The organism is Bacteroides sp. AF34-31BH (assembly GCF_003602795.1).
Classification (GTDB): Bacteria; Bacteroidota; Bacteroidia; order Bacteroidales; family Bacteroidaceae; genus Bacteroides; species Bacteroides uniformis.
Genome location: NZ_QTLV01000007.1, coordinates 158415 through 178144, shown reverse-complemented (window position 1 = coordinate 178144; position 19730 = coordinate 158415). Strand labels below are relative to the sequence as shown.

General features: G+C 45.2%; 16 protein-coding genes and 2 tRNA genes. 5 read left to right on the top strand and 13 right to left on the bottom strand.

What is annotated here, in order from left to right; translation table 11 throughout:
* Window positions 1-100: 100 nt before the first annotated feature.
* The 9 genes from DWZ67_RS12640 to rho form a co-directional block, all read right to left on the bottom strand.
* Window positions 101-760 (bottom strand): hypothetical protein, encoded by a 660-nt coding sequence (locus tag DWZ67_RS12640; RefSeq protein WP_133302942.1) that lies wholly within the window; start codon window positions 758-760, stop codon window positions 101-103.
* A 219-nt stretch (window positions 761-979) separates the two neighbouring features.
* Window positions 980-3148 carry a DEAD/DEAH box helicase family protein gene (locus tag DWZ67_RS12635; protein WP_119958780.1) on the bottom strand — a complete coding sequence of 723 codons (2169 nt, stop codon included), beginning with the start codon at window positions 3146-3148 and terminating at the stop codon, window positions 980-982.
* Window positions 3149-3240: 92 nt separating this feature from the next.
* A complete protein-coding gene (locus DWZ67_RS12630) occupies window positions 3241-4521 on the bottom strand; it encodes a phage integrase SAM-like domain-containing protein (protein ID WP_118696500.1) in 1281 nt (426 codons plus the stop codon).
* A gap of 142 nt (window positions 4522-4663) precedes the next feature.
* Window positions 4664-4737: transfer RNA gene (locus tag DWZ67_RS12625), tRNA-His, on the bottom strand.
* Between the two features lie 90 nt (window positions 4738-4827).
* A complete protein-coding gene (locus tag DWZ67_RS12620; RefSeq protein WP_120138922.1) occupies window positions 4828-5973 on the bottom strand; it encodes a CapA family protein in 1146 nt (381 codons plus the stop codon).
* A gap of 7 nt (window positions 5974-5980) precedes the next feature.
* Window positions 5981-6862 (bottom strand): bifunctional methylenetetrahydrofolate dehydrogenase/methenyltetrahydrofolate cyclohydrolase FolD, encoded by an 882-nt coding sequence (gene folD / locus DWZ67_RS12615; RefSeq protein ID WP_117866760.1) that lies wholly within the window; start codon window positions 6860-6862, stop codon window positions 5981-5983.
* Window positions 6863-6873: 11 nt separating this feature from the next.
* Complete coding sequence (gene ffh / locus DWZ67_RS12610; protein WP_005831559.1) at window positions 6874-8196, bottom strand: signal recognition particle protein; 1323 nt, start codon at window positions 8194-8196, stop codon at window positions 6874-6876.
* A 193-nt stretch (window positions 8197-8389) separates the two neighbouring features.
* Complete coding sequence (locus tag DWZ67_RS12605) at window positions 8390-9856, bottom strand: sulfatase (protein WP_005831557.1); 1467 nt, start codon at window positions 9854-9856, stop codon at window positions 8390-8392.
* Between the two features lie 133 nt (window positions 9857-9989).
* Window positions 9990-12047, bottom strand: coding sequence for a transcription termination factor Rho (gene rho, locus DWZ67_RS12600; RefSeq protein ID WP_035448870.1), 2058 nt, complete (start codon window positions 12045-12047; stop codon window positions 9990-9992).
* A 292-nt stretch (window positions 12048-12339) separates the two neighbouring features.
* Here rho and DWZ67_RS12595 point away from each other — a divergent pair, with 292 nt between their 5' ends.
* Window positions 12340-13173 (top strand): 4Fe-4S binding protein, encoded by an 834-nt coding sequence (locus DWZ67_RS12595; protein ID WP_057253123.1) that lies wholly within the window; start codon window positions 12340-12342, stop codon window positions 13171-13173.
* Between the two features lie 3 nt (window positions 13174-13176).
* Here the strand turns inward: DWZ67_RS12595 and tilS are convergent, their stop codons facing one another.
* On the bottom strand, window positions 13177-14445 hold the full coding sequence (tilS, locus tag DWZ67_RS12590; protein WP_120138970.1) for a tRNA lysidine(34) synthetase TilS: 1269 nt from the start codon (window positions 14443-14445) through the stop codon (window positions 13177-13179).
* Window positions 14446-14792: 347 nt separating this feature from the next.
* Between tilS and feoB the strand changes: the two genes are divergently transcribed.
* The 4 genes from feoB to DWZ67_RS12570 all read left to right on the top strand — a co-directional run bounded on the left by feoB (window position 14793) and on the right by DWZ67_RS12570 (window position 18285).
* Window positions 14793-17264 (top strand): ferrous iron transport protein B, encoded by a 2472-nt coding sequence (gene feoB, locus DWZ67_RS12585; RefSeq protein WP_120138968.1) that lies wholly within the window; start codon window positions 14793-14795, stop codon window positions 17262-17264.
* A complete protein-coding gene (locus DWZ67_RS20445; RefSeq protein WP_370293441.1) occupies window positions 17264-17479 on the top strand; it encodes a hypothetical protein in 216 nt (71 codons plus the stop codon). The genes feoB and DWZ67_RS20445 overlap by 1 nt, the downstream gene beginning before the upstream one ends.
* A gap of 68 nt (window positions 17480-17547) precedes the next feature.
* A tRNA-Cys gene (locus DWZ67_RS12575) sits at window positions 17548-17619 on the top strand.
* Window positions 17620-17748: 129 nt separating this feature from the next.
* Window positions 17749-18285, top strand: a complete 537-nt coding sequence (locus DWZ67_RS12570) for a TlpA family protein disulfide reductase (protein WP_016274283.1) — start codon at window positions 17749-17751, stop codon at window positions 18283-18285.
* A gap of 74 nt (window positions 18286-18359) precedes the next feature.
* Here the strand turns inward: DWZ67_RS12570 and DWZ67_RS12565 are convergent, their stop codons facing one another.
* The 3 genes from DWZ67_RS12565 to DWZ67_RS12555 are packed head-to-tail and all read right to left on the bottom strand — an operon-like array spanning window position 18360 to window position 19686.
* Window positions 18360-19097 (bottom strand): class I SAM-dependent methyltransferase, encoded by a 738-nt coding sequence (locus DWZ67_RS12565; RefSeq protein ID WP_120138920.1) that lies wholly within the window; start codon window positions 19095-19097, stop codon window positions 18360-18362.
* On the bottom strand, window positions 19094-19279 hold the full coding sequence (locus tag DWZ67_RS12560; protein WP_008664928.1) for a hypothetical protein: 186 nt from the start codon (window positions 19277-19279) through the stop codon (window positions 19094-19096). The genes DWZ67_RS12565 and DWZ67_RS12560 overlap by 4 nt, the downstream gene beginning before the upstream one ends.
* Before the next feature lie 29 nt (window positions 19280-19308).
* Complete coding sequence (locus DWZ67_RS12555) at window positions 19309-19686, bottom strand: VOC family protein (RefSeq protein ID WP_005832456.1); 378 nt, start codon at window positions 19684-19686, stop codon at window positions 19309-19311.
* Window positions 19687-19730: the final 44 nt, after the last annotated feature.

Sequence of the window (19730 nt, the reverse complement as noted above, 5' to 3'; positions counted from 1 at the left end):
CTGTTGATGCTAATTAATTAGCATATAGACCTATAAAAAATAAAATAAAAATTGGAGAATACTTGAAATAGGGAGTAAATATAGTTATGTATTGCTAATGTTAATATACTGGTGCTACTCTATAATTTGAAAGGAATATGTTTCTTATTGTTATATCATCATTTTTATACTGATGTAGCCAATCAATATAGCTTATGTCACCTAACCAAGGAACACATAGCATATAGTCTTCAGGGTGGTTTCCACTATCAGGATTTTCAGGTACATATTCTAACCTTCTCAAATATCCTCTACTTACAAGTGACTTTTTTAGCTTATAGAAAGTACTCTTGGACACTTTAATTTTAGACTCCCAAAACTTCCATGATGACAAACTTAGATTAAATGAGTTATTGACACAATTACAATATAAAGCTATAATAAACCCTTTCTCTTCTGATGTTATGTTGGTATCTGTCAATACTTCTTTCTTTATAATTCTAAAGTTTTCAGTAGGTTTGGGTAGGTAATATCTTTTTCTTCTTAAATTTCCTATTGTGAATGATTGAATTTGAGTGCAGAACTTTGTGTTTTTTAGTCTTGGCATGAAATAATCCTTGATATAACTTAGTGATTGACCTGTGGAGGAAGCTATTTGTTCATAGGTTGAATCTGTGATATACTTATCATTAGCTGTTAAGTATATTCCAGTTATAGTATATAAATCATTAGGAGAGAACTTCCCACTTGCATAATTAGGGATAATAGTATAATTCTTCATATCCTTAAAGTTTAATGAGTCCATATTCTATGCTGTCCTATATTACCTACTATATATTAATAGTAAAGGTTATAGAACCGCATAGAATATGGACTGGAAAATAAAATAATTAAAAGAAAAGGGGAGACTAGACAATAGTCTCCTCAGATATAGATATAAAGATAAGGATTTTTTCTGATATTTGCAAGTTTTAGTAGGTAAATATTTAATTATCAGTAGTTAAAGTATGAAAAAGTCTAATAGGTTATTATTATCATAGAATATTCTATCTCCATGTACCTTCAAGTGATAAGGATTCTCACCAATAATCTGATACTTATTCACTCCTTTATTCTTTGTTCTCTTGACTTCATAGAAGGCATTTAATAGGTTAACAGCTTTGTGTTTACTGATAGTCTTGTGAGTATGGTACTTAATGATGGGGGCAATCACATCCATATGTAGTTCATCACTGGAATACAGCTTTGACTTGTCTTGGAAAGCATTATTAAGACTTTGCTTTAAAGGATGATTATCTACCAATGCCCAAAATACCACAGCATTATTAATAGTTTTGAAAGCCTTATTATTCATGTTCCTAATCTCCCAAAGTAAATATAAAAGACTGTCTATATCCACATATTTATATAGTTTCATAACTCTTTCATAGAAGGTTCTTTTATGCTTTTTATATCCTCTACATTTAGTTGTAAGAGTACTTTCATTCAACTGATGAATGGAATTTAATTGCCTAATTTCAGCAATAGCTTCTTGTATATCCTCTTCCTCCCAAACTTTCAAAACAGCCTTATTCTTAGCCTCATTCTCTATTTGATTATCAGTCTTAATGTAAGATAATGATATACTATCAATAACTTTGCAGTTAGCTTGTTCCACTTCCTTCTTGATATTCTCAGTTGAGGTATATACATGCTGATATAGAAAGTACTTCTCTTGTAAATAGTCTATATTTAGATATGCAGGGACATATTGATTGTTTATATTCTTCCTTGTCAACTCAATAGGTGCTTCTCCTATGGATTTTTGTTTTGCATGGTCTTTTATAGCCTCTTTGACTATATCAAATAGTTCTCTCAAATCACTGTCATTGTTACTAAGTTTATCTGCTGAATCAATCAAATTCAATACCTTCACAGCCTTGTGTATTAAGTATTTGCTATAATTTTCATGTTTTCTTCTCTTTTTAAGTTCATCAAAGATGGTCTTGGCTTCTTTCTCTTTGAAAGTACTATATACTAACGTTTCACTGAGTACTCCCTTACTTATTCTACACCTTCCATGTATCTGTGTCATTCTATCAATAGACAGTATAGAATGTGAGTGTCTTATATCTGAGACTGAGATTAAATGGTATTCATCCTCTATGTCTATGCCAGTGAAATAGCAGCAAGTAGCAAAGTTTATTCTACTGGGTAACTTTTCTTTGCCATCTTTGCCTTTTTCTAGCTTAGGTGCATAGTAAGAGCCTGCTTCTTTAATGGATGCTTCACTACATAGAATAGTACAATCCTTTCTAATTTCCTCTTCAAGTTCTAAAATGATTTCTCTTATGTGTACTATGGAATTATAGGCAATGAATATCTTCTCATTAGGATGTTTGAGTATTTCTTCTACCACTGCCATAGTGATATTATCTGTATGTAACAGCTTTACTTCTCTAGGAGCATCACATATCCAAGGTAGATTAAATCTGCATTCATGCTCTAATTGAGGATTGGAGAAGGCTCTCATGGTTGCAGTCACCATACATCTGTTTTTGGGTGGAAACTTTAAATAGTAATCAATGACATCTTCTAGTTGAGGTCTGTAGTTGTTGTCAGATTGAAGCACATCTACTTCATCTATCATTAGGAAATACTTGTCATAATTCTCTTCCTTGATTAGTGCCAATACTCTCTTTAAGCTGTCAGCTACTACAAGTAATTTCTTGTGATTTTCTGTATTAAGGTAGTGTTGAATTTCAGCTTTTGATGTCCTTTTCCTCTCTTCAATGTCACTCCCAATATATAGAGTATTGTGGTGCTTTAGGTGCTTGGAGTAAGCCAAAGCTTTAGTAGGGAATACTATGATAGAGTTCCTTCTAGACTTGATTTCAAGAGTTGTTGCTCCAATGCCTGGTATTCTTTTATCTATAATGCCATGTGGCATCTTATTTAAGTAATCTGACAACATATGTTTCTTACCAGTAAATGCAGAACCATCTCCTACATATTCCTCTTGACCTATGGGAAGACCTGAGAGGTCTTTGATGATAGTAGTAGGAGCTATTTCTATACCATTATCTTTCAAATCTCTTATAATTTGGTATTCTCTTTCTGTTAGAATATCCCAATCTATTATATCTGCATAGGTATTATAAACAGTCTTATCATTCAATGTACTTTCCATCTCACTTAGATTTAATATATTAATAACAAAGTAAGTGAGTAAATGTACTAAAGAATCTCCATAGTCCATCAACTACAGAGATTCTTTTAACACTACTTCAACCCTTCACTCCCAAATACATATTTAAGAACTTTCAAGTTTGCTTCATTCTCAATCTTGAAGTCTCTTTCAATGTATATATCTGTGACTTTCATAGCTTCATCAATGTGATTAAGTGCTGCATGGACTGTATATTTGTCTATGCCTACTTTATTGACTGCTAAAGTAGCCCATGAGTGCCTTGCTGCATAGTATTCCAAATCATCTATTTTTACTACTCTTCCTACTTCTTTTAAACCAATATTGATAGCTCTGTTAAAGTTGTTGGCTGTATTATACATTTGATAGAATTTGAATACTCTTTTACTGGTATAATCCTTATACTTCATTACAAGTGGCAGAAGTATAGGGGGAATTTTAACTTGCATTTTAGCCTTATCAAGCCTTCTTCCAGTAGTCTTGCTTCTGTAGTAGGTTATAACAGTATCTTGAAGGTTGTCACAGTTATATAGGTCTATAGAATTCATTCCCATTAAACAGAAGGAGAGAATAAAACAGTCTTTGGCTAGGTTGTAGGGGCAGATTCTCTCCTTGCCATCACTAGTATTAATAATATAGGGTAACTCCCATATTTTTCTAATTGATTCTGCTGTTAGTGCTCTTTTCCTTGTTGCTTCTTGTTTAGGAACTTTGAAGTTTTCAAAGGGAGAGTTAGGGATGATAATGATGCCTCTGTCATAGTCATTGTATTGCTTCTTAGCTTCATTAAACAGATGTCTGATACTACCTAAATAGAGAGAAAGCATTCTGTTAGAAGGGATTCTTTTACCTTTTCTTTCAAGTTCTGCTATTTGCTTGGCTCTCTTCAAGTGTAGATACTCCATGAAGCCTTTTAATAAATCTTGAGTAATTTGGCTTGTAGTTAAATGTTCCTTGCCTATATAAGCTATGAGGGCATTGAGTGCTGATTTATAATTCTTCTTCCCCCTACTTTCTGTGGTCTCTAACCACTCTTTGCAGAATTGGATGAAGTCTATGGTTTTATTCTTCTCTTGACTTATTTTTATGTACTCCAATATCTCATCTATGGTATATGTGGATGCTTCTAAGGGAAGAGTAGCACATATTTCTTGATACTGCCTGACTAGGTTGTCAACCTCTTTAATAAGTTTGGGATTCTTCAATTTGAGTGACTTGGTAAGGTCACTTGCTCTAACAAAGATATTAGTTGATAGCCTCTTGACTTCTCTATTATAAGTCATTCTAATCTTCACATTGTAAGTGCCATCAGATTTTTGTTTGCTTTTTAATATTTCTGCTTTGAATGTCAACATGTTAACTCCTGTATTTTGGGAACAACAATAGACCAACAACTACAGATTTAGGAGGGATTTATCTCAAAATTTAGTAGTAATACAATAGATTTATATAAAGAAAAAATCCTCATAAGTGCTTGACTTATAAGGATTTTTTTTGGGTGGCAGATGGGACTCGAACCCACGACATTCAGAACCACAATCTGACGCTCTAACCAACTGAACTACAGCCACCATGTTAGTGCATTTCTTAAATGCGGTGCAAAGATAGGGATAATCTTTAATATTGCAAAGAATGAGACGAAAATTTTTGAGATTTCTGCATTATTTTTTCTTCTCGTAGATACCTATATTGTGCTGCTGGAGCAGCTTTCGAGAGCTTTTGACAAAGATTTCCAGGTGTTTACGAGCTTCCGGCGTTAAATGTTCTGTAGGAAAACTGGCAGGATAAAGAATGTAATTTTTTTCTTTAGTAAGTTCCGGCCGGCCGGTCCAGACCAGATTATATCCACAATAGGAAACACGACAGTATGGAAAAGGCAGAGGATTGGAGTCTGGCAGGGGCGTCTGACTCTGACCGGTGTAAGAGGGACGGATGGGTTGGGGGAGAGGATGTTTCTCCAACTGCAAAGTGAAGATGAGGCCGCCGTCAGTGTTGGCCTTGCTCATATTGGAAATGAAGTTTCCCAAGGAGTAGACTATGATGTGCTGTTCGGTACCGTTGGTACGTAGTTCCATCGGTTGAATGACGTGAGGGTGTGAACCGATAATATGTGTTACGCCTTGTTGGAGCAACCAGTTGGCCTGTTCGCGTTGCTCACGGTTGGGAAGGGACTGATATTCCTCTCCCCAATGCATGCAGGCAATAATGGCATCCGGTTGGCGTGCCTTGGCACTTTGGATATCTTGCAGGATGGTATTCTTATCAATATAGTTTACGATATTGGGAGAGGTAGCCTTGATACCATTGGTGCCGTAAGTATAGTTGAGTAGGGCAATGCGAAAGCCGTTTCTGTTGATGAACAGGGGATAGCGTTGCCTGCGCTCCGACAGATTCTTGTAGGTGCCTGCGTAACGAATACCGGAGGAGTCAAGCAATTGTATGGTACGCTCCATTCCCTTTTTTCCACGGTCCAGACAGTGGTTGTTGGCTGTCAGTAAAATATCGAATCCGGCGTCCTTTATGGCCTGAAGATATTCATCGGGGGCGCTGAACATAGGATAGCCCCGATAGGGCCTGCCCCCCAATGTGACTTCCAGATTTCCTATGGCGAGGTCTGCCTGGGATATTTGCTCTTTTATGAGGGAGAAGCAGGAGGAGTAGTCATATTTTCCTTCAGATACATGTGCAGCGTCTATTTGTGCCTGGTGCTGCATCAGGTCGCCGACAAATAATAGCGTAATCCTTTCCTGCGAGGAAAGGGTTACGCTATACAGTAGGACAACAATGAAGACGGCGAGCGTTTTCATCGCCTTGTTATTGGTAGATTGCTTTCTTGCCGGCGAGCAATGTATTCTTCATAAGGGAAACGATGGTCATGGGACCTACGCCTCCCGGTACGGGGGTAATGAATGAACATTTGGGAGCTACTTCGTCGAATTTCACATCACCGGTCAACTTGAATCCGGATTTCTTGGAGGTATCGGGCACACGGGTAGTACCTACATCAATAACGACAGCGCCTTCCTTGACCATTTCCGCCTTAACAAAGTTCGGTTGTCCCAACGCAGCAATGATGATGTCCGCTTCCTGGCATTCCTTTACCAGGTCTTTGCTGCGGCTGTGGCATACGGTCACTGTGGCATCGCCGGGATAAGCCTTCTGCATCATCAGGGCAGCCATGGGTTTGCCGACAATGTTACTGCGTCCCAATACCACGCATTTCTTGCCTGAAGTCTCTATCTGATAGCGCTTCAGCAGTTCGAGGATACCGTTGGGAGTAGCGGATACATAGCAGGGAAGGCCAATGGACATCCGTCCCACGTTGATGGGATGAAAGCCGTCCACATCCTTGCGGTAGTCGATGGTTTCAATCACTTTCTGCTCGGAGATATGCTTGGGCAAGGGAAGCTGTACGATGAAACCGTCCACATCCGCATCCTCGTTCAATTCGCGTACCTTGGCGAGCAGTTCCTCTTCAGTAACGTCTGCCTCGTAGCGGATAAGTGAGGACTTGAATCCGCAAACTTCGCATGCCTTTACTTTGGCGGCGACGTAGGTTTCGCTACCTCCATCGTGTCCTACAAGAATGGCGGCCAGATGCGGGCGTTTACCCCCACGAGCCACTATCTCGGCTACTTCTGCTGCAATCTCTTGCTTTACTTGCTCTGAAATTGCTTTTCCATCAATCAGTGTCATAGGCTGTTATCTTATCTTTTAAGTTTCGGCATCATCTTACCCATCTTGCTGCCAGTGACCATCTTCATCATCTTGCGGGTCTGGTCAAACTGTTTCAGCAGGCGGTTTACTTCCTGAATATTCGTACCGCTACCTTTGGCAATGCGCTGGCGGCGTGAACCGTTCAGAATGGCCGGATTGCTGCGTTCTTCCGGAGTCATGGAGTAGATGATGGCTTCAATGCTCTTGAAGGCATTGTCGTCAATGTCTATATCCTTGATGGCTTTGCCTACGCCCGGTATCATGGAGGCAAGTTCCTTCAAGTTACCCATTTTCTTGATTTGTGCAATCTGGCTCAGGAAGTCGTTGAAGTCGAACTGGTTCTTGGCAATCTTCTTTTGCAGGCGTTTGGCTTCTTCCTCGTCATATTGTTCCTGTGCACGTTCCACCAAAGATACGATGTCACCCATACCGAGAATACGGTCGGCCATACGTGAGGGATGGAACTGGTCGATGGCATCCAGCTTTTCACCGGTACCTACAAACTTGATGGGCTTGTTTACCACCGAACGGATAGAAAGGGCGGCACCACCGCGGGTATCACCATCCAGTTTGGTCAATACTACACCATTGAAGTCGAGCCGTTCGTTGAATTCCTTAGCGGTGTTCACTGCATCCTGACCGGTCATTGAATCCACTACGAACAGAATCTCGTCCGGATTGATGGCCTTCTTGATGGCGGCAATCTCGTTCATCATCTCCTCATCCACTGCCAGACGACCGGCTGTATCGACAATTACAAGGTCGTAACCTTTGGCTTTGGCTTCTTGGATGGCATTTTGGGCAATGGCTACCGGATTTTTGCTGTCCGGTTCCGAGTACATCGGTACGTCAATCTGTTCAGCCAGTACGCGTAACTGCTCGATAGCGGCAGGACGGTACACGTCACAAGCCACCAATAACGGCTTTTTGTTCTTCTTGCTCTTCAGCATGCGGGCCAGCTTTCCGGAGAAAGTTGTTTTACCGGAGCCTTGCAAACCAGACATTAGGATAATGGCAGGCTTGGAGTCGAGGTTTATTTCAGAAGTCTCGCCGCCCATGAGCTGGGTCAGTTCATCGTGTACGATTTTTACCATCAGCTGGCTGGGCTTAACGGCTGTCAGCACGTTTTGTCCCAAGGCTTTTTCCTTAACGGTATCGGTGAAGTTTTTGGCTACCTTATAGTTCACGTCGGCATCCAAAAGTGCCTTACGTACGTCTTTCAGGGTTTCCGCAACATTGATTTCGGTGATTTTGCCCTCACCTTTCAAAATTTTAAACGACCTTTCAAGTCTCTCGCTTAAATTATCGAACATAGTATCTAATTACAATTACTAAATTACAAATTACTCTTATTGAGGCGCAAAAGTACAAAAAATCCCTTTAACTGCCTTCTTTTGAAGCAGAATATTATTGAAGACTTGCAGCGGGATGGGCGAAAAGAATGGAAGTGCCGGTCAAGGCACTGATAATCATCTATATTATTCTGTTTTTTTTAGTTCTTTTTGCTTACTTTCTATTGATAATGTCTCTGGCGCAGGGTCCTTCGTGGTTGGGATATCCCGGTGCGTGGCTGCGCCATCTCTTGTCGGCTTCAACTTTCAGGCTTCGGTAGTCGTCCTGTGTGCGGCGGATGTAGTCGTCCAGCAGTGCCCGGTGCTCGGCCAGAATCTTTGAGTATTTGGGGTCATGGGCAAGGTTTCGTCTTTCTCCTTTATCCTTCAACATATCATACAGTTCTTCCCCGTTGCCTTCCAGATAGTGTGTGTATTTGTATCTGGGACTGCGTATCATCCGTCCCGGGCTGACGGTCACTTCGTATTCACTGTGCCATTCGGAGGCTGCATAGGGGTGCTGTCTCTTTTGCTTCTCGCCTTTCAGGAAAGGGGCAAGGCTGATGCCGGGCTTGGAGGAAGGCACCGGAATGCCTGCCAGTTCACAGAGAGTGGGCAGCAGGTCGATAGTGGGTTGGGTCAGTAAATCTTCCACTGGTTTTTGACGGGGATGAATGCCGGGACCGGCTATGATGAAGGGCACATTTGTCATTTCTTCGTAAAAGCTGACCTGCTTGGTTACCATGCGGTGTGACCCCATTCCGTCTCCGTGGTCTGCCAGTACAATGACAATTGTATTTTTGCCGGCGGGAGTGGAGTAGAGGGCTTCCAGTACACTCTCTATCTGTCTGGCCACTATCCGCGTGTAATGCTGGAAGGCGGCGACGTAGTGCCGGTAATTGTCCTCGTTCCAGTGGGCGGCTTGCATCATCCTCCGGTGGCTGCAGCAGATGTACTGAATGGGCAACGGAAGTTTTTCCCAGTCTTCCACTTCAAAGTTTTCGGGTAGTAGCGGGAGTGGGGTACTGATGGGGCTATCTATGTGCTCCCCTTTATTTTCGCCTACATATCCGCAGATATTGTGCGGGTTTTGGAAATCGGCTATGCAGATGAAAGGTTCTTGCGGTGGATTGCTGAGATAGGCCACGGCATCCTCGCAGGTTCCTACATCCAGAAAGCTGTCATTGTTGACGGGAAATTCGGGGTCGGTGAAGGGCTTGGCAACCGGTTCCTTGTGGCGGAATCCCCTTAGGGAACCCATGTCATGGGTTTTGCCAAAGTGGACGGCCTCATAACCGTTGGCGGTGAAGAGGCTTCCCAGGGTCGGAATGCTGTCGGGTAGCGGAGGATTGATGTGTTCGGCCGAGTTGGAACGTACATTGGTTTGATGCGGCATCAGTCCGCTCCATAAGGCAGCGCGTGACGGTTGGCTGAGGGGGCATCCCACGTATGCGTTGGCAAATGTTACACCTTGGGAGGCAATTCGGTCTATAGGTGGAGTGCAGCTGGGGTCGGCACCGTATGCGCCTACTACCCGCTGGGTCAGATGGTCGCATTGGATAATAAGAAAATTGGGCGATTGCTGTGCCATTACCGGAAAGCTGCACAATGCCATTCCCATAAAAGAGTGAATCGTTTTCATCAGATTTGGATTTTATTTGTTCAAGGTTATTGTATGGTGGCAAATGTATGAAAAAACGGATATAAAAAAAGCTTCCACCTACGTTTATGAACGTAAATGGAAGCTTTTGTACAATATCTGTATGCAGTTGTTGTTAACTGTTCATGCTCATCAGGAATTCGTCGTTGTCTTTGGTCTTCTCCAGACGGTCTTTTACGAAGTCCATGGCTTCTATCGGATTCATGTCGGCAAGGTACTTGCGGAGAATCCACATGCGGTCCAGTGTCTGCTTGTCTTGCAGCAGGTCGTCGCGGCGGGTGCTGGAGGCAACGATGTTGACAGCCGGGAAGATACGCTTGTTGGACAAGTTGCGGTCGAGCTGCAACTCCATATTACCCGTACCCTTGAATTCTTCGAAGATAACCTCGTCCATCTTTGAGCCGGTGTCAATCAAGGCAGTGGCAAGGATGGTCAGTGAACCGCCGCCCTCGATGTTACGTGCTGCACCGAAGAAGCGTTTGGGCTTATGCAATGCGTTGGCATCCACACCACCGGAAAGCACTTTGCCGGAAGCCGGGGATACGGTGTTGTAGGCACGTGCCAGGCGGGTGATGGAGTCGAGGAAGATGACAACATCGTGTCCGCATTCCACCATGCGTTTTGCTTTTTCAAGGACGATGCCGGCAATCTTCACGTGGCGTTCTGCCGGTTCGTCGAAGGTAGAGGCGATTACTTCCGCATTGACGGTACGCGCCATGTCGGTAACTTCCTCCGGGCGTTCGTCGATGAGCAGCATAATCATGTAGACTTCCGGATGATTGGCGGCAATGGCGTTGGCTATGTCTTTCATCAAGATGGTCTTACCGGTTTTGGGCTGTGCTACAATCAAGGCACGCTGGCCCTTACCGATGGGGGCAAACAAGTCTACGACACGGGCCGACATAGAGTCGGAGTATCCACCTTTGCAAAGCTTGAACTTCTCGTCCGGGAAGAGGGGAGTGAGGTGCTCGAACGGTACGCGGTCGCGTACGAAAGCCGGGTCACGTCCGTTTATTTTGGATACTTTTACCAGCGGGAAGTACTTTTCGCCTTCTTTCGGGGGACGGATTACGCCTTCTACCACATCACCGGTTTTCAGGCCGAACAATTTGATTTGTGATTGTGATACGTAAATATCGTCCGGTGAGGACAAATAGTTGTAATCGGAGGAACGGAGGAAGCCGTAGCCATCCTGCATGATTTCCAGTACACCGGTTCCGGTGAGGATGTCATCGAATTCGTACGTCTTCTCGCGTTCTATTACGGGTTTGCGTTCCGGAGCGGCGGGATAGTTCTCTCCGTTGTTATACGGTTGTGCAGGGCGCTGCTGCACGGGGCGCTGTTGGTTATAGCCACCGTTGCGGTTGTTATTGTTGTTGTTATTGTATGGGTTGTTGTTGTCGCGGGCGCGGAGGCGCGGGCGTTGTGGCTGTTGCGGTTCGGCTGGGGCAGCGGCAGGAGTGGGAGTGGCGGGAGTTTCCGCTTTGGTCGCTTCGAATTTGCCGATAAGTTCGGATGGCAATTCTATTTTTTCCGTAGGGAGGTCTTCAATGGGGATGAAGTCATCTGCCGCTTCGGCCAGGATAGGGCTTTCGTCCGGTACGATATTCTTCACGGCTTTTTTAGCTTCCACTTTTTTAGCTTCCGCTTGGGGTTCCGTTTTCGGAGCTTTAGCCTCGAAGTTCAATTCCGGTTCGGCAACCTTCGGGGTTTCCGTTGCTTGGGGTGCGGCAGTCTCTTCCTTTACCTTGCGGGGGCGTCCCGGTTTGCGTTTGGGTGCGGCGGCTTCTTTGGCTGGCGCCGGCGTTGCAGCTTCTATGGTCGGTTCTTGGGGTGCTTCCACAGTTTTGGGTTGTTCTTTCGCAGCCGGTGCTTCCTCTGTTTTGGCTTTGGTGAGGTCTCCGTTTTTATTGGCTGAGAACACTTTGTCGGCACCTTCCTTTTTTACGGTCTTGACAGTGACGCGCGAGCGTTTTTGCTTTTCCCCTTTACGCTCTTCCTTCAGCTTGTCGGCGGCAACTTTCTTGGTAGCGCCTGCGATAGCTTGTTCGTCAAGTATCTTGTAAACAAGTTCTTCTTTTTTGAGTGAGTCTGTTTTTTTTATACCCAGTTCTTGGGCAATAGTTTGTAGTTCCGACAAATTTTTGTCGTTCAGTTGAATGATGTTATACATACAGTATATATGTGAATGGTTTAAAATTTACTTTTATTGAAAGGCATAAGTGCACAGTTGCAGTTGTTGTAGGAAGCAACTTGGGCAAGTTTACCTTGTGATATATGATTTATATGGGATATTTATTATTGAACCGGAAATCTGATAAACAATTCTCGCCACAGCAAGAAGTCGCAGAATGTTTCAACGGTGCAAAGGTAATAAATATTTTTGGTTTCATAAACAAATCATCTTTTTTTTAAATTTAAAACTTTATCTTTGCTGTATTAACAACAACATGAAGGATTGGTTTATGAATATAGATGAAGTACAGTTGATAACTTTTTCACCTACTTGTACCTCTAAACAAGTGGGAGAGGCAATTGTTCACGGAACGGGAATTTCGTCTGTCTCCAAAGTGGACCTCACCTTGGAGGCGGCGGGTAAAAGGGAGGTGCCTTCTCATGCTTTGGCGGTCATCACGGTGCCCGTATATGGCGGCCATGTGGCTCCTTTGGCATTGGAGCGGATGAAGGAGCTTCATGCTGACGGTGCACCTGCCGTGGTTGTGGTGGTGTACGGCAACCGGGCCTATGAGAAGGCTTTGGTGGAATTGGATGCTTTTGTCACGAAGTTGGGCTTCAAGGTAATTGCAGGTGCTACGTTTGTAGGAGAGCACTCTTATAGCAGTGAGAAATATCCGGTGGCAGCCGGACGTCCGGATGCGGACGACTTGGAGTATGCAAAGCTTTTTGGTGAAAAGATACGTGCTAAAATTGCGGCGGCCGAAGATATGGAGAAACTGTATGGGGTGGATGTGACCCGTATCCAGCGTCCGCGCCAGCCTTTCTTCCCGTTGCTCCGCTTTTTGCGCAGAGTCGTCAAGTTGCGTAAGAGTGGGGTGCCTATGCCCCGTACTCCGCAAGTGGATGCGGAACGTTGTACGCATTGCGGATATTGCGTGAAGCATTGTCCTGCAGGAGCCATTATAAAAGGAGACGAGTGTAATACGGTTGCAGAGAAATGCATCAAATGTTGTGCTTGTGTGAAAGGCTGTCCGCAGAAGGCGCGCACGTATGACACGCCGTTTGCCGTATTGCTTTCCGATTGCTTCAAGAAACAGAAGGAGGACAGAATCATTCTGTGATGGCTACTGGCCGATGGTTGATACAACCAGCACTTTCCGGGTTTTTTCGTCTATTCTGAAACGGTTGTCTGCCCGTTCTCCCACCAGCCAGATGATGTCATCTCCGCAGCAAAGCACCCATTGCCGTTCTTTGTGCAGAATGGAGAACTTGCGGTCGGTCAGGTAGTCGCTTACTTTCTTCCGGCCTTTCATGCCGAAGGGCACGAAACTGTCTCCCTGCCTGCAAAGGCGTAGCGAGAGGGGATGCTGGAGTTTGTCGGCATCAAAGCAGGCAGTAGCTTTGTCGCGTGGAATCATGAAATCCGGTGTATAGGGATGTTCTTTTATTTCCAATAAGGGCTTTACGGCTTCTTGTACGGGCTCTATCAACAACGAGCCGCGGTCTTTGATGACACGCCAGCCGGGGGTAGTAAAGACTTTGCCGGGCTGTCCGTCCAATGTCCGGCAGATGTCCCTTACTTGTGCGGCGTTGAACCCGAGCGGATGCAGGATCTCAAATAAGACCGTTTCCGATGCCGCTTCTTGCTTCAGGGCGCCGATACTTATGCCTTCCGATGTCTTGACCCGCAGTTTGGCTTCTTCTATACCTATATTATATATAGAGGCCGCATCGTCCAGATGCTCTGCCGTTTTGAGGATGCTTTCCTTGACGGAGGGGTTTATCTCCTGCATCATGGGAAGCAGGTTCAAGCGTATTTTGTTGCGGGTATATTCGTCCTGCAGATTGGTGCTGTCCGTCACGTAGGATTGCCCGATACTTTCCAGATAACCGACGATTTCCTTTCTGTCCAGGCAGAGCAAGGGGCGGACTATATGTCCGTTTCGGGGGCGTATGCCCCGCAACCCGTTGATGCCGGTACCGCGAATCAGATTGAGCAGCAATGTCTCCACACTGTCATCCTGATGGTGGGCGACGGCAATGACGGCTGCACTGCATGCTTCCCTTGTTTTTTCGAACCACGCGTAGCGCAATTCCCTTGCAGCCATTTCGATGGAGATATGCCGTTCTTTTGCTTCCTGCTCCGTGTTGAAGTGGACGGTGTGCAGCGTCACCCGGTGCTCCAGGCAGAGTTGGCGTACAAAGTGCTCGTCGCGGTCGGATTCCGCTCCGCGCAGATGGAAGTTGCAATGGGCGGCTTCGCATGTGTATCCCAGGCTGAGGAGCAGGCGCAGCAACGCCACGGAGTCCGCCCCGCCGCTCAGTGCCACAAGTATCTTGTCGTCCGGCGAGAAGAGCTTGTGGCGCTCGATGTATTGTACTACCTTCTGCATATTCAACTTATAGAGTGGTGCAAAGATAGTGCAAACGATTTTTATTGCCATATCTGCAAGTATCTATTTTCAGAATCTTTATCGGCTAAGGTCGTATTTGCTAAAAGCTAATCTTACTACAGTTGTGTTTTATGCATACCACAGCTTTGTTCTTTTCTTACCACAGCTGTGGTAAGAAAAGAACAAAGCTGTGGTAAAATTACGATTTAGTATCTCTGGATATAATGTTCTGCCTTCTGGGAATTATTGTTTAGTGTCTCTTATTTAAAAACATTCTAAATTATTTGTACCTTGTAGCCATAAGTGTTATCTTTGCCCCCAAAATAGAAAAGAAAGGCAGAAAGACTATGCGTTTGTCCGAATTGAATACCGGTGAAAAAGGTGTAATCGTAAAAGTGCTGGGACACGGCGGTTTCCGCAAACGGATTGTGGAAATGGGATTTATTAAAGGTAAAACAGTGGAGGTCTTGCTGAATGCTCCGTTACGTGACCCTATCAAATACAAAGTAATGGGATATGAGATTTCTCTTCGTCGGCAGGAGGCTGAGATGATAGAGATTATCAGTGAGCAGGAAGCTAAGGAGCAGGCTGTGCAGCCCGATTACCACGAGGGGCTGGGCGAAAACATGCATCTGGGCGAAGATAAGCTGAAGCAACTGGCCCTTGGCAAACGCCGCACCATAAATGTGGCTTTGGTGGGAAATCCCAACTGTGGTAAAACTTCTCTTTTCAACATCGCTTCCGGTTCGCACGAGCATGTGGGCAATTACAGTGGCGTTACGGTAGATGCCAAGGAGGGATATTTTGACTTCCAGGGCTACCATTTCCGTATTGTCGACCTTCCCGGAACCTATTCCCTCTCGGCCTACTCCCCTGAAGAAATCTATGTCCGCCGGCACATCATCAATGAAACGCCGGATATCATTATCAATGTTGTAGACTCTTCCAACCTGGAACGCAATCTCTATCTCACCACCCAGCTGATTGACATGAATGTGCGCATGGTGATTGCACTGAACATGTACGATGAGCTGGAAGCCAGTGGAAACACGCTGGATTATGTAAAGCTCAGCCAGTTGTTCGGAGTCCCGATGTTGCCTACGGTCAGCCGTAGCGGAAAAGGCATTGAACAGCTGTTCCATGTGATTATCAATATTTACGAAGGCGGCGACTTCCTCGACCATAAGGGCAGGATGCGCAGCGAGATATTGAGTGACCTTCGCAGCTGGCATCAGGAGTATGTTCCCGACCATGACTTCGGCAGCCATAAAGAAGAGATAGAACAGCCGCGTGGCTTCTACCGTCATATCCATATCAATCACGGTCCCGAGCTGGAACGTAGCATTGAGGAGGTGAAGCGCGTCATCAGCGTCAATGAGAACATCCGCCACAAATATTCCACGCGTTTCCTTGCCATCAAGTTGCTGGAGAACGACGAAGACTTGAAAAAGATTGTGGAGGAGCTGCCCAATGGAAAGGAGATTCTTGCCGTCCGCGACCGGGAAGAGGCACGGATTGCCGAGGTGGTGAACGAGGAGAGCGAGCAGGCCATCACCGATGCCAAGTATGGTTTTATAGCCGGTGCCCTGCGCGAGACCTATGTGGACAATCATCAGGATACGTCGCGCACTACTCAAATCATAGACTCAATCGTTACTCACCGTGTATGGGGTTATCCCATTTTCTTCCTTTTCCTTTATCTGATGTTCGAAGGCACCTTTGTGCTGGGCGACTATCCTATGCAGGGGATTGAATGGCTGGTAGGCGAATTGGGCGACCTGATACGCAACAAAATGTCCGAAGGACCGCTGAAGGACCTTCTGGTGGATGGTATTGTCGGTGGTGTGGGAGGCGTCATTGTATTCCTGCCGAATATTCTGTTGCTCTATTTCTTCATTTCCTTGATGGAAGACTCGGGCTATATGGCGCGTGCCGCTTTCATCATGGATAAGATTATGCATAAGATGGGTTTGCATGGAAAGTCCTTCATTCCGCTGATTATGGGCTTTGGGTGTAATGTGCCCGCCATCATGGCTTCGCGTACCATTGAGAACCGCAAGAGCCGTCTGGTGACGATGCTCATCAATCCGCTGATGTCGTGCAGCGCCCGTCTACCCATCTATTTATTGCTGGTAGGCGCCTTCTTTCCGAACAATGCGAGCTTTGTGCTGTTAGTAATCTATGCCATCGGCATTCTGTTGGCAGTGGTCATGGCACGTCTTTTCTGCCGCTTTCTGGTGAAAGGAGACGATACGCCGTTTGTCATGGAGCTGCCGCCTTATCGTATGCCGACGTCCAAGGCCATCTTCCGCCATACGTGGGAGAAGGGGGCGCAGTATCTCCGCAAGATGGGAGGCATCATTATGGTGGCATCCATCGTTATCTGGGCATTGGGATATTATCCCAACCACGATGAATATGAAAGTGTGACGGAACAGCAGGAGAATTCCTACATCGGCCGGATTGGTAAAGCCATGGAACCGGTCATCGAACCGTTGGGATTCGACTGGAAGCTGGGCATCGGCATCCTTTCCGGCGTGGGCGCCAAGGAGCTGGTGGTAAGCACGCTCGGAGTGCTTTATGCCGACGATGCCGAGGCAGATGCCGTAAGCTTGGGTGAACGCATTCCGATAACGCCCCTGGTGGCTTTCGGTTACATGGTGTTTGTGCTGATTTATTTTCCGTGCATCGCCACGTTGGCAGCCATTAAAGGGGAGTCGGGCAGTTGGAAGTGGGCCGTGTTTGCGGGGCTTTATACTACTGCGCTGGCCTGGCTGATGTCTTTTGCAATTTATCAGATAGGAGGTCTGTTTTTATGATGAATAGTTGGCAGGAGTGGGTAGTAGCCTTATTGTTGTTGCTCTGCGCTGTGCGGATTGGCATGAGTATTTATTCTTTTTTTCATCGGGTCAAAGAAAATGGCAATCCGTGTGATAGTTGTGCAAGTGGCTGTGAACTAAAGAATTTGTATGATAAGAAGCGTGCGGAGTGCAGTGGAGTGACGAAAAAAAAGAAGAAAAGTTGTTGCGGATAGTTGGTAGTTTCAAAAAAAGTGCTACCTTTGCATCCGCAAACGAGAAATAAAGAGTTCTTGTAAGAACCGGTACCTTGGATGAGTGGCTTAGTCAGCGGTCTGCAAAACCGTGTACGGCAGTTCGAATCTGCCAGGTACCTCGAAGAATAAAACTCCGAAACTGCTTTTTAAAAGTGTTTCGGAGTTTTTTGTTATAGGGAATTGTTTGCCCATTCTATAAAATATCATTCGCTGAATAGTTACAGCTTACTTATTAAAGATTGAATAAAATGAAAAAAGTTGGATTTCTGATTTTCTGTCTGTTTGCTATGTGCAGCATGGCAGGCAAGGCGCAGGATGTAGTGGCGGACAGTACCGGCTACATCGTTAAGGTAGGGGAGATGGCTCCTGATTTTACAGTGAAGCTGACGGATGGGAAAAGCATTACCCTTTCGGAACTTCGTGGGAAGGTGGTCATGTTGCAGTTTACCGCAAGCTGGTGTGGAGTGTGCCGTAAGGAGATGCCTTTCATTGAGAAGGATATATGGCTGAAGCATAAGTCGAATCCGGATTTTATGCTGATTGGCATCGACCGTGACGAGCCGTTGGAGAAAGTGATTGCTTTTGGTAAGTCAACCGGAGTGACCTATCCTTTGGGTCTGGACCCGGGAGCGGATATATTTGCGAAGTATGCGCTCCGCAAGGCAGGTATCACACGCAATGTCCTGATTGATAAGGAAGGGCGTATTGTGAAGCTGACACGTCTGTATAACCCTGAAGAATTTGCTTCTCTGGTGAAGGAGATTGACGGAATGCTTTCTGAATAGTAGGAATAGGCAAGATATAAAAAAGGAAGTGCCCCCTAAAAGTTTTTGTCTAACTTTTAGGGGGCACTTCACTTTTATGCTTGTCGGGATAGTTTGGCAAGATAGTCATAATGTGTACCCTCTTTCACCAGCTCTGCTTTGAAGCCATTTTCTGCGGCATAGAAGCTCAAGGTTTGGAAGTCGATGTAGAGCCAGTCAAAGGAGTCGCCTTTGACATTCTTGTATTGCATCTGGAAGTCTACCTCTCCGTAGTAATTACCGGCAAGGTCGATAACAATACTGCCATCTTCCTCTTCGAACAGATAGCTCAGGTTGCTGGAATCCATTAAAACACAGCCTCCAGGCCGGAGCAGTAGCTTCATCTTCCGGAAAAAATCAGGCAGATTCTCCAACTTTCCGATAATGCCGGAACCGTTCATCAGCATCAGGATAGTGTCGTATTCATCGGCAAACTGTTCATTGAACAGATTGGTTTGTGACACGCTACGCACACCTCGCTGCTTCATCACTTCCACGGAAAGCGGGGAAATGTCGATGGCATGGACTTCTTTTCCGGCTTCTTGCAGGGCAAGGCTATGGCAACCGCTGCCGGCACCCACATCCAGAATCTTTCCGGTCGCCATTTGCAGAGCAGTACGCTCCAGCAAGGGCATTTGCTTTTCTGTGCGGAATAGCTCTTCGACGGGAATTTCGTCCTCATCGAATTGTGAAGAGAACACGCGTAGGCGGTCGGCTTTATACCGTTTAAAGTAATCGGCTATGGCTGCGCCCATCGGGTCCTTGTCGGCAGGCAATAAGGCTGTATTTATCATTTCTTATGTCTGTTAGCGCGTTTGCGGCGGATTTCTGCTTTCATTTTGGCTGAGGCGGAACCGTGTTGCCCGGTAATGTAGGTTTTCTTCTTGGCTTTGGTCTTTATCTTGTTTTCTTCTTTAGGTTTGTCCTTTTTGCCTTTGAAGACAATACCACCCATCATCGCTTCTTCTATACTCATATATTTCGTTGTTTTAGTGATGTAAAATATCATTTCTCCGGCAGTACCTCAATCCAATAGTCATCCGGGTCATTGATAAAGTACAGTCCCATTGCTGTGTTTTCGAAACATACCCATCCGTTTTCCTTATGGTATTGGCGTATGGCGTCGTAATTGCCGGATACGCGGAAGCAGAGGTGACTCTCGTTCTCTCCTAATTCGTAGGCTTGTGGGTGCTCCTTCAAGCAGGTCAGTTCCAGCAGAAAGCCGGTACTGCCGTCGGTCAGATAGACCAGGGTGAAAGAGCCGTCGGACGACTCTTTCCTATGATGTTCTTTCAGCCCCAGTGCCTTTTCGTAGAATGCGATGCTACGTTCCAGGTTGGTGACATTGATATTAAAATGGTCGAATTTACTTTTTATTTCCATTTGTTTATTCCTGATTTGATTATTTACAATTTGCAGTCTGCGTG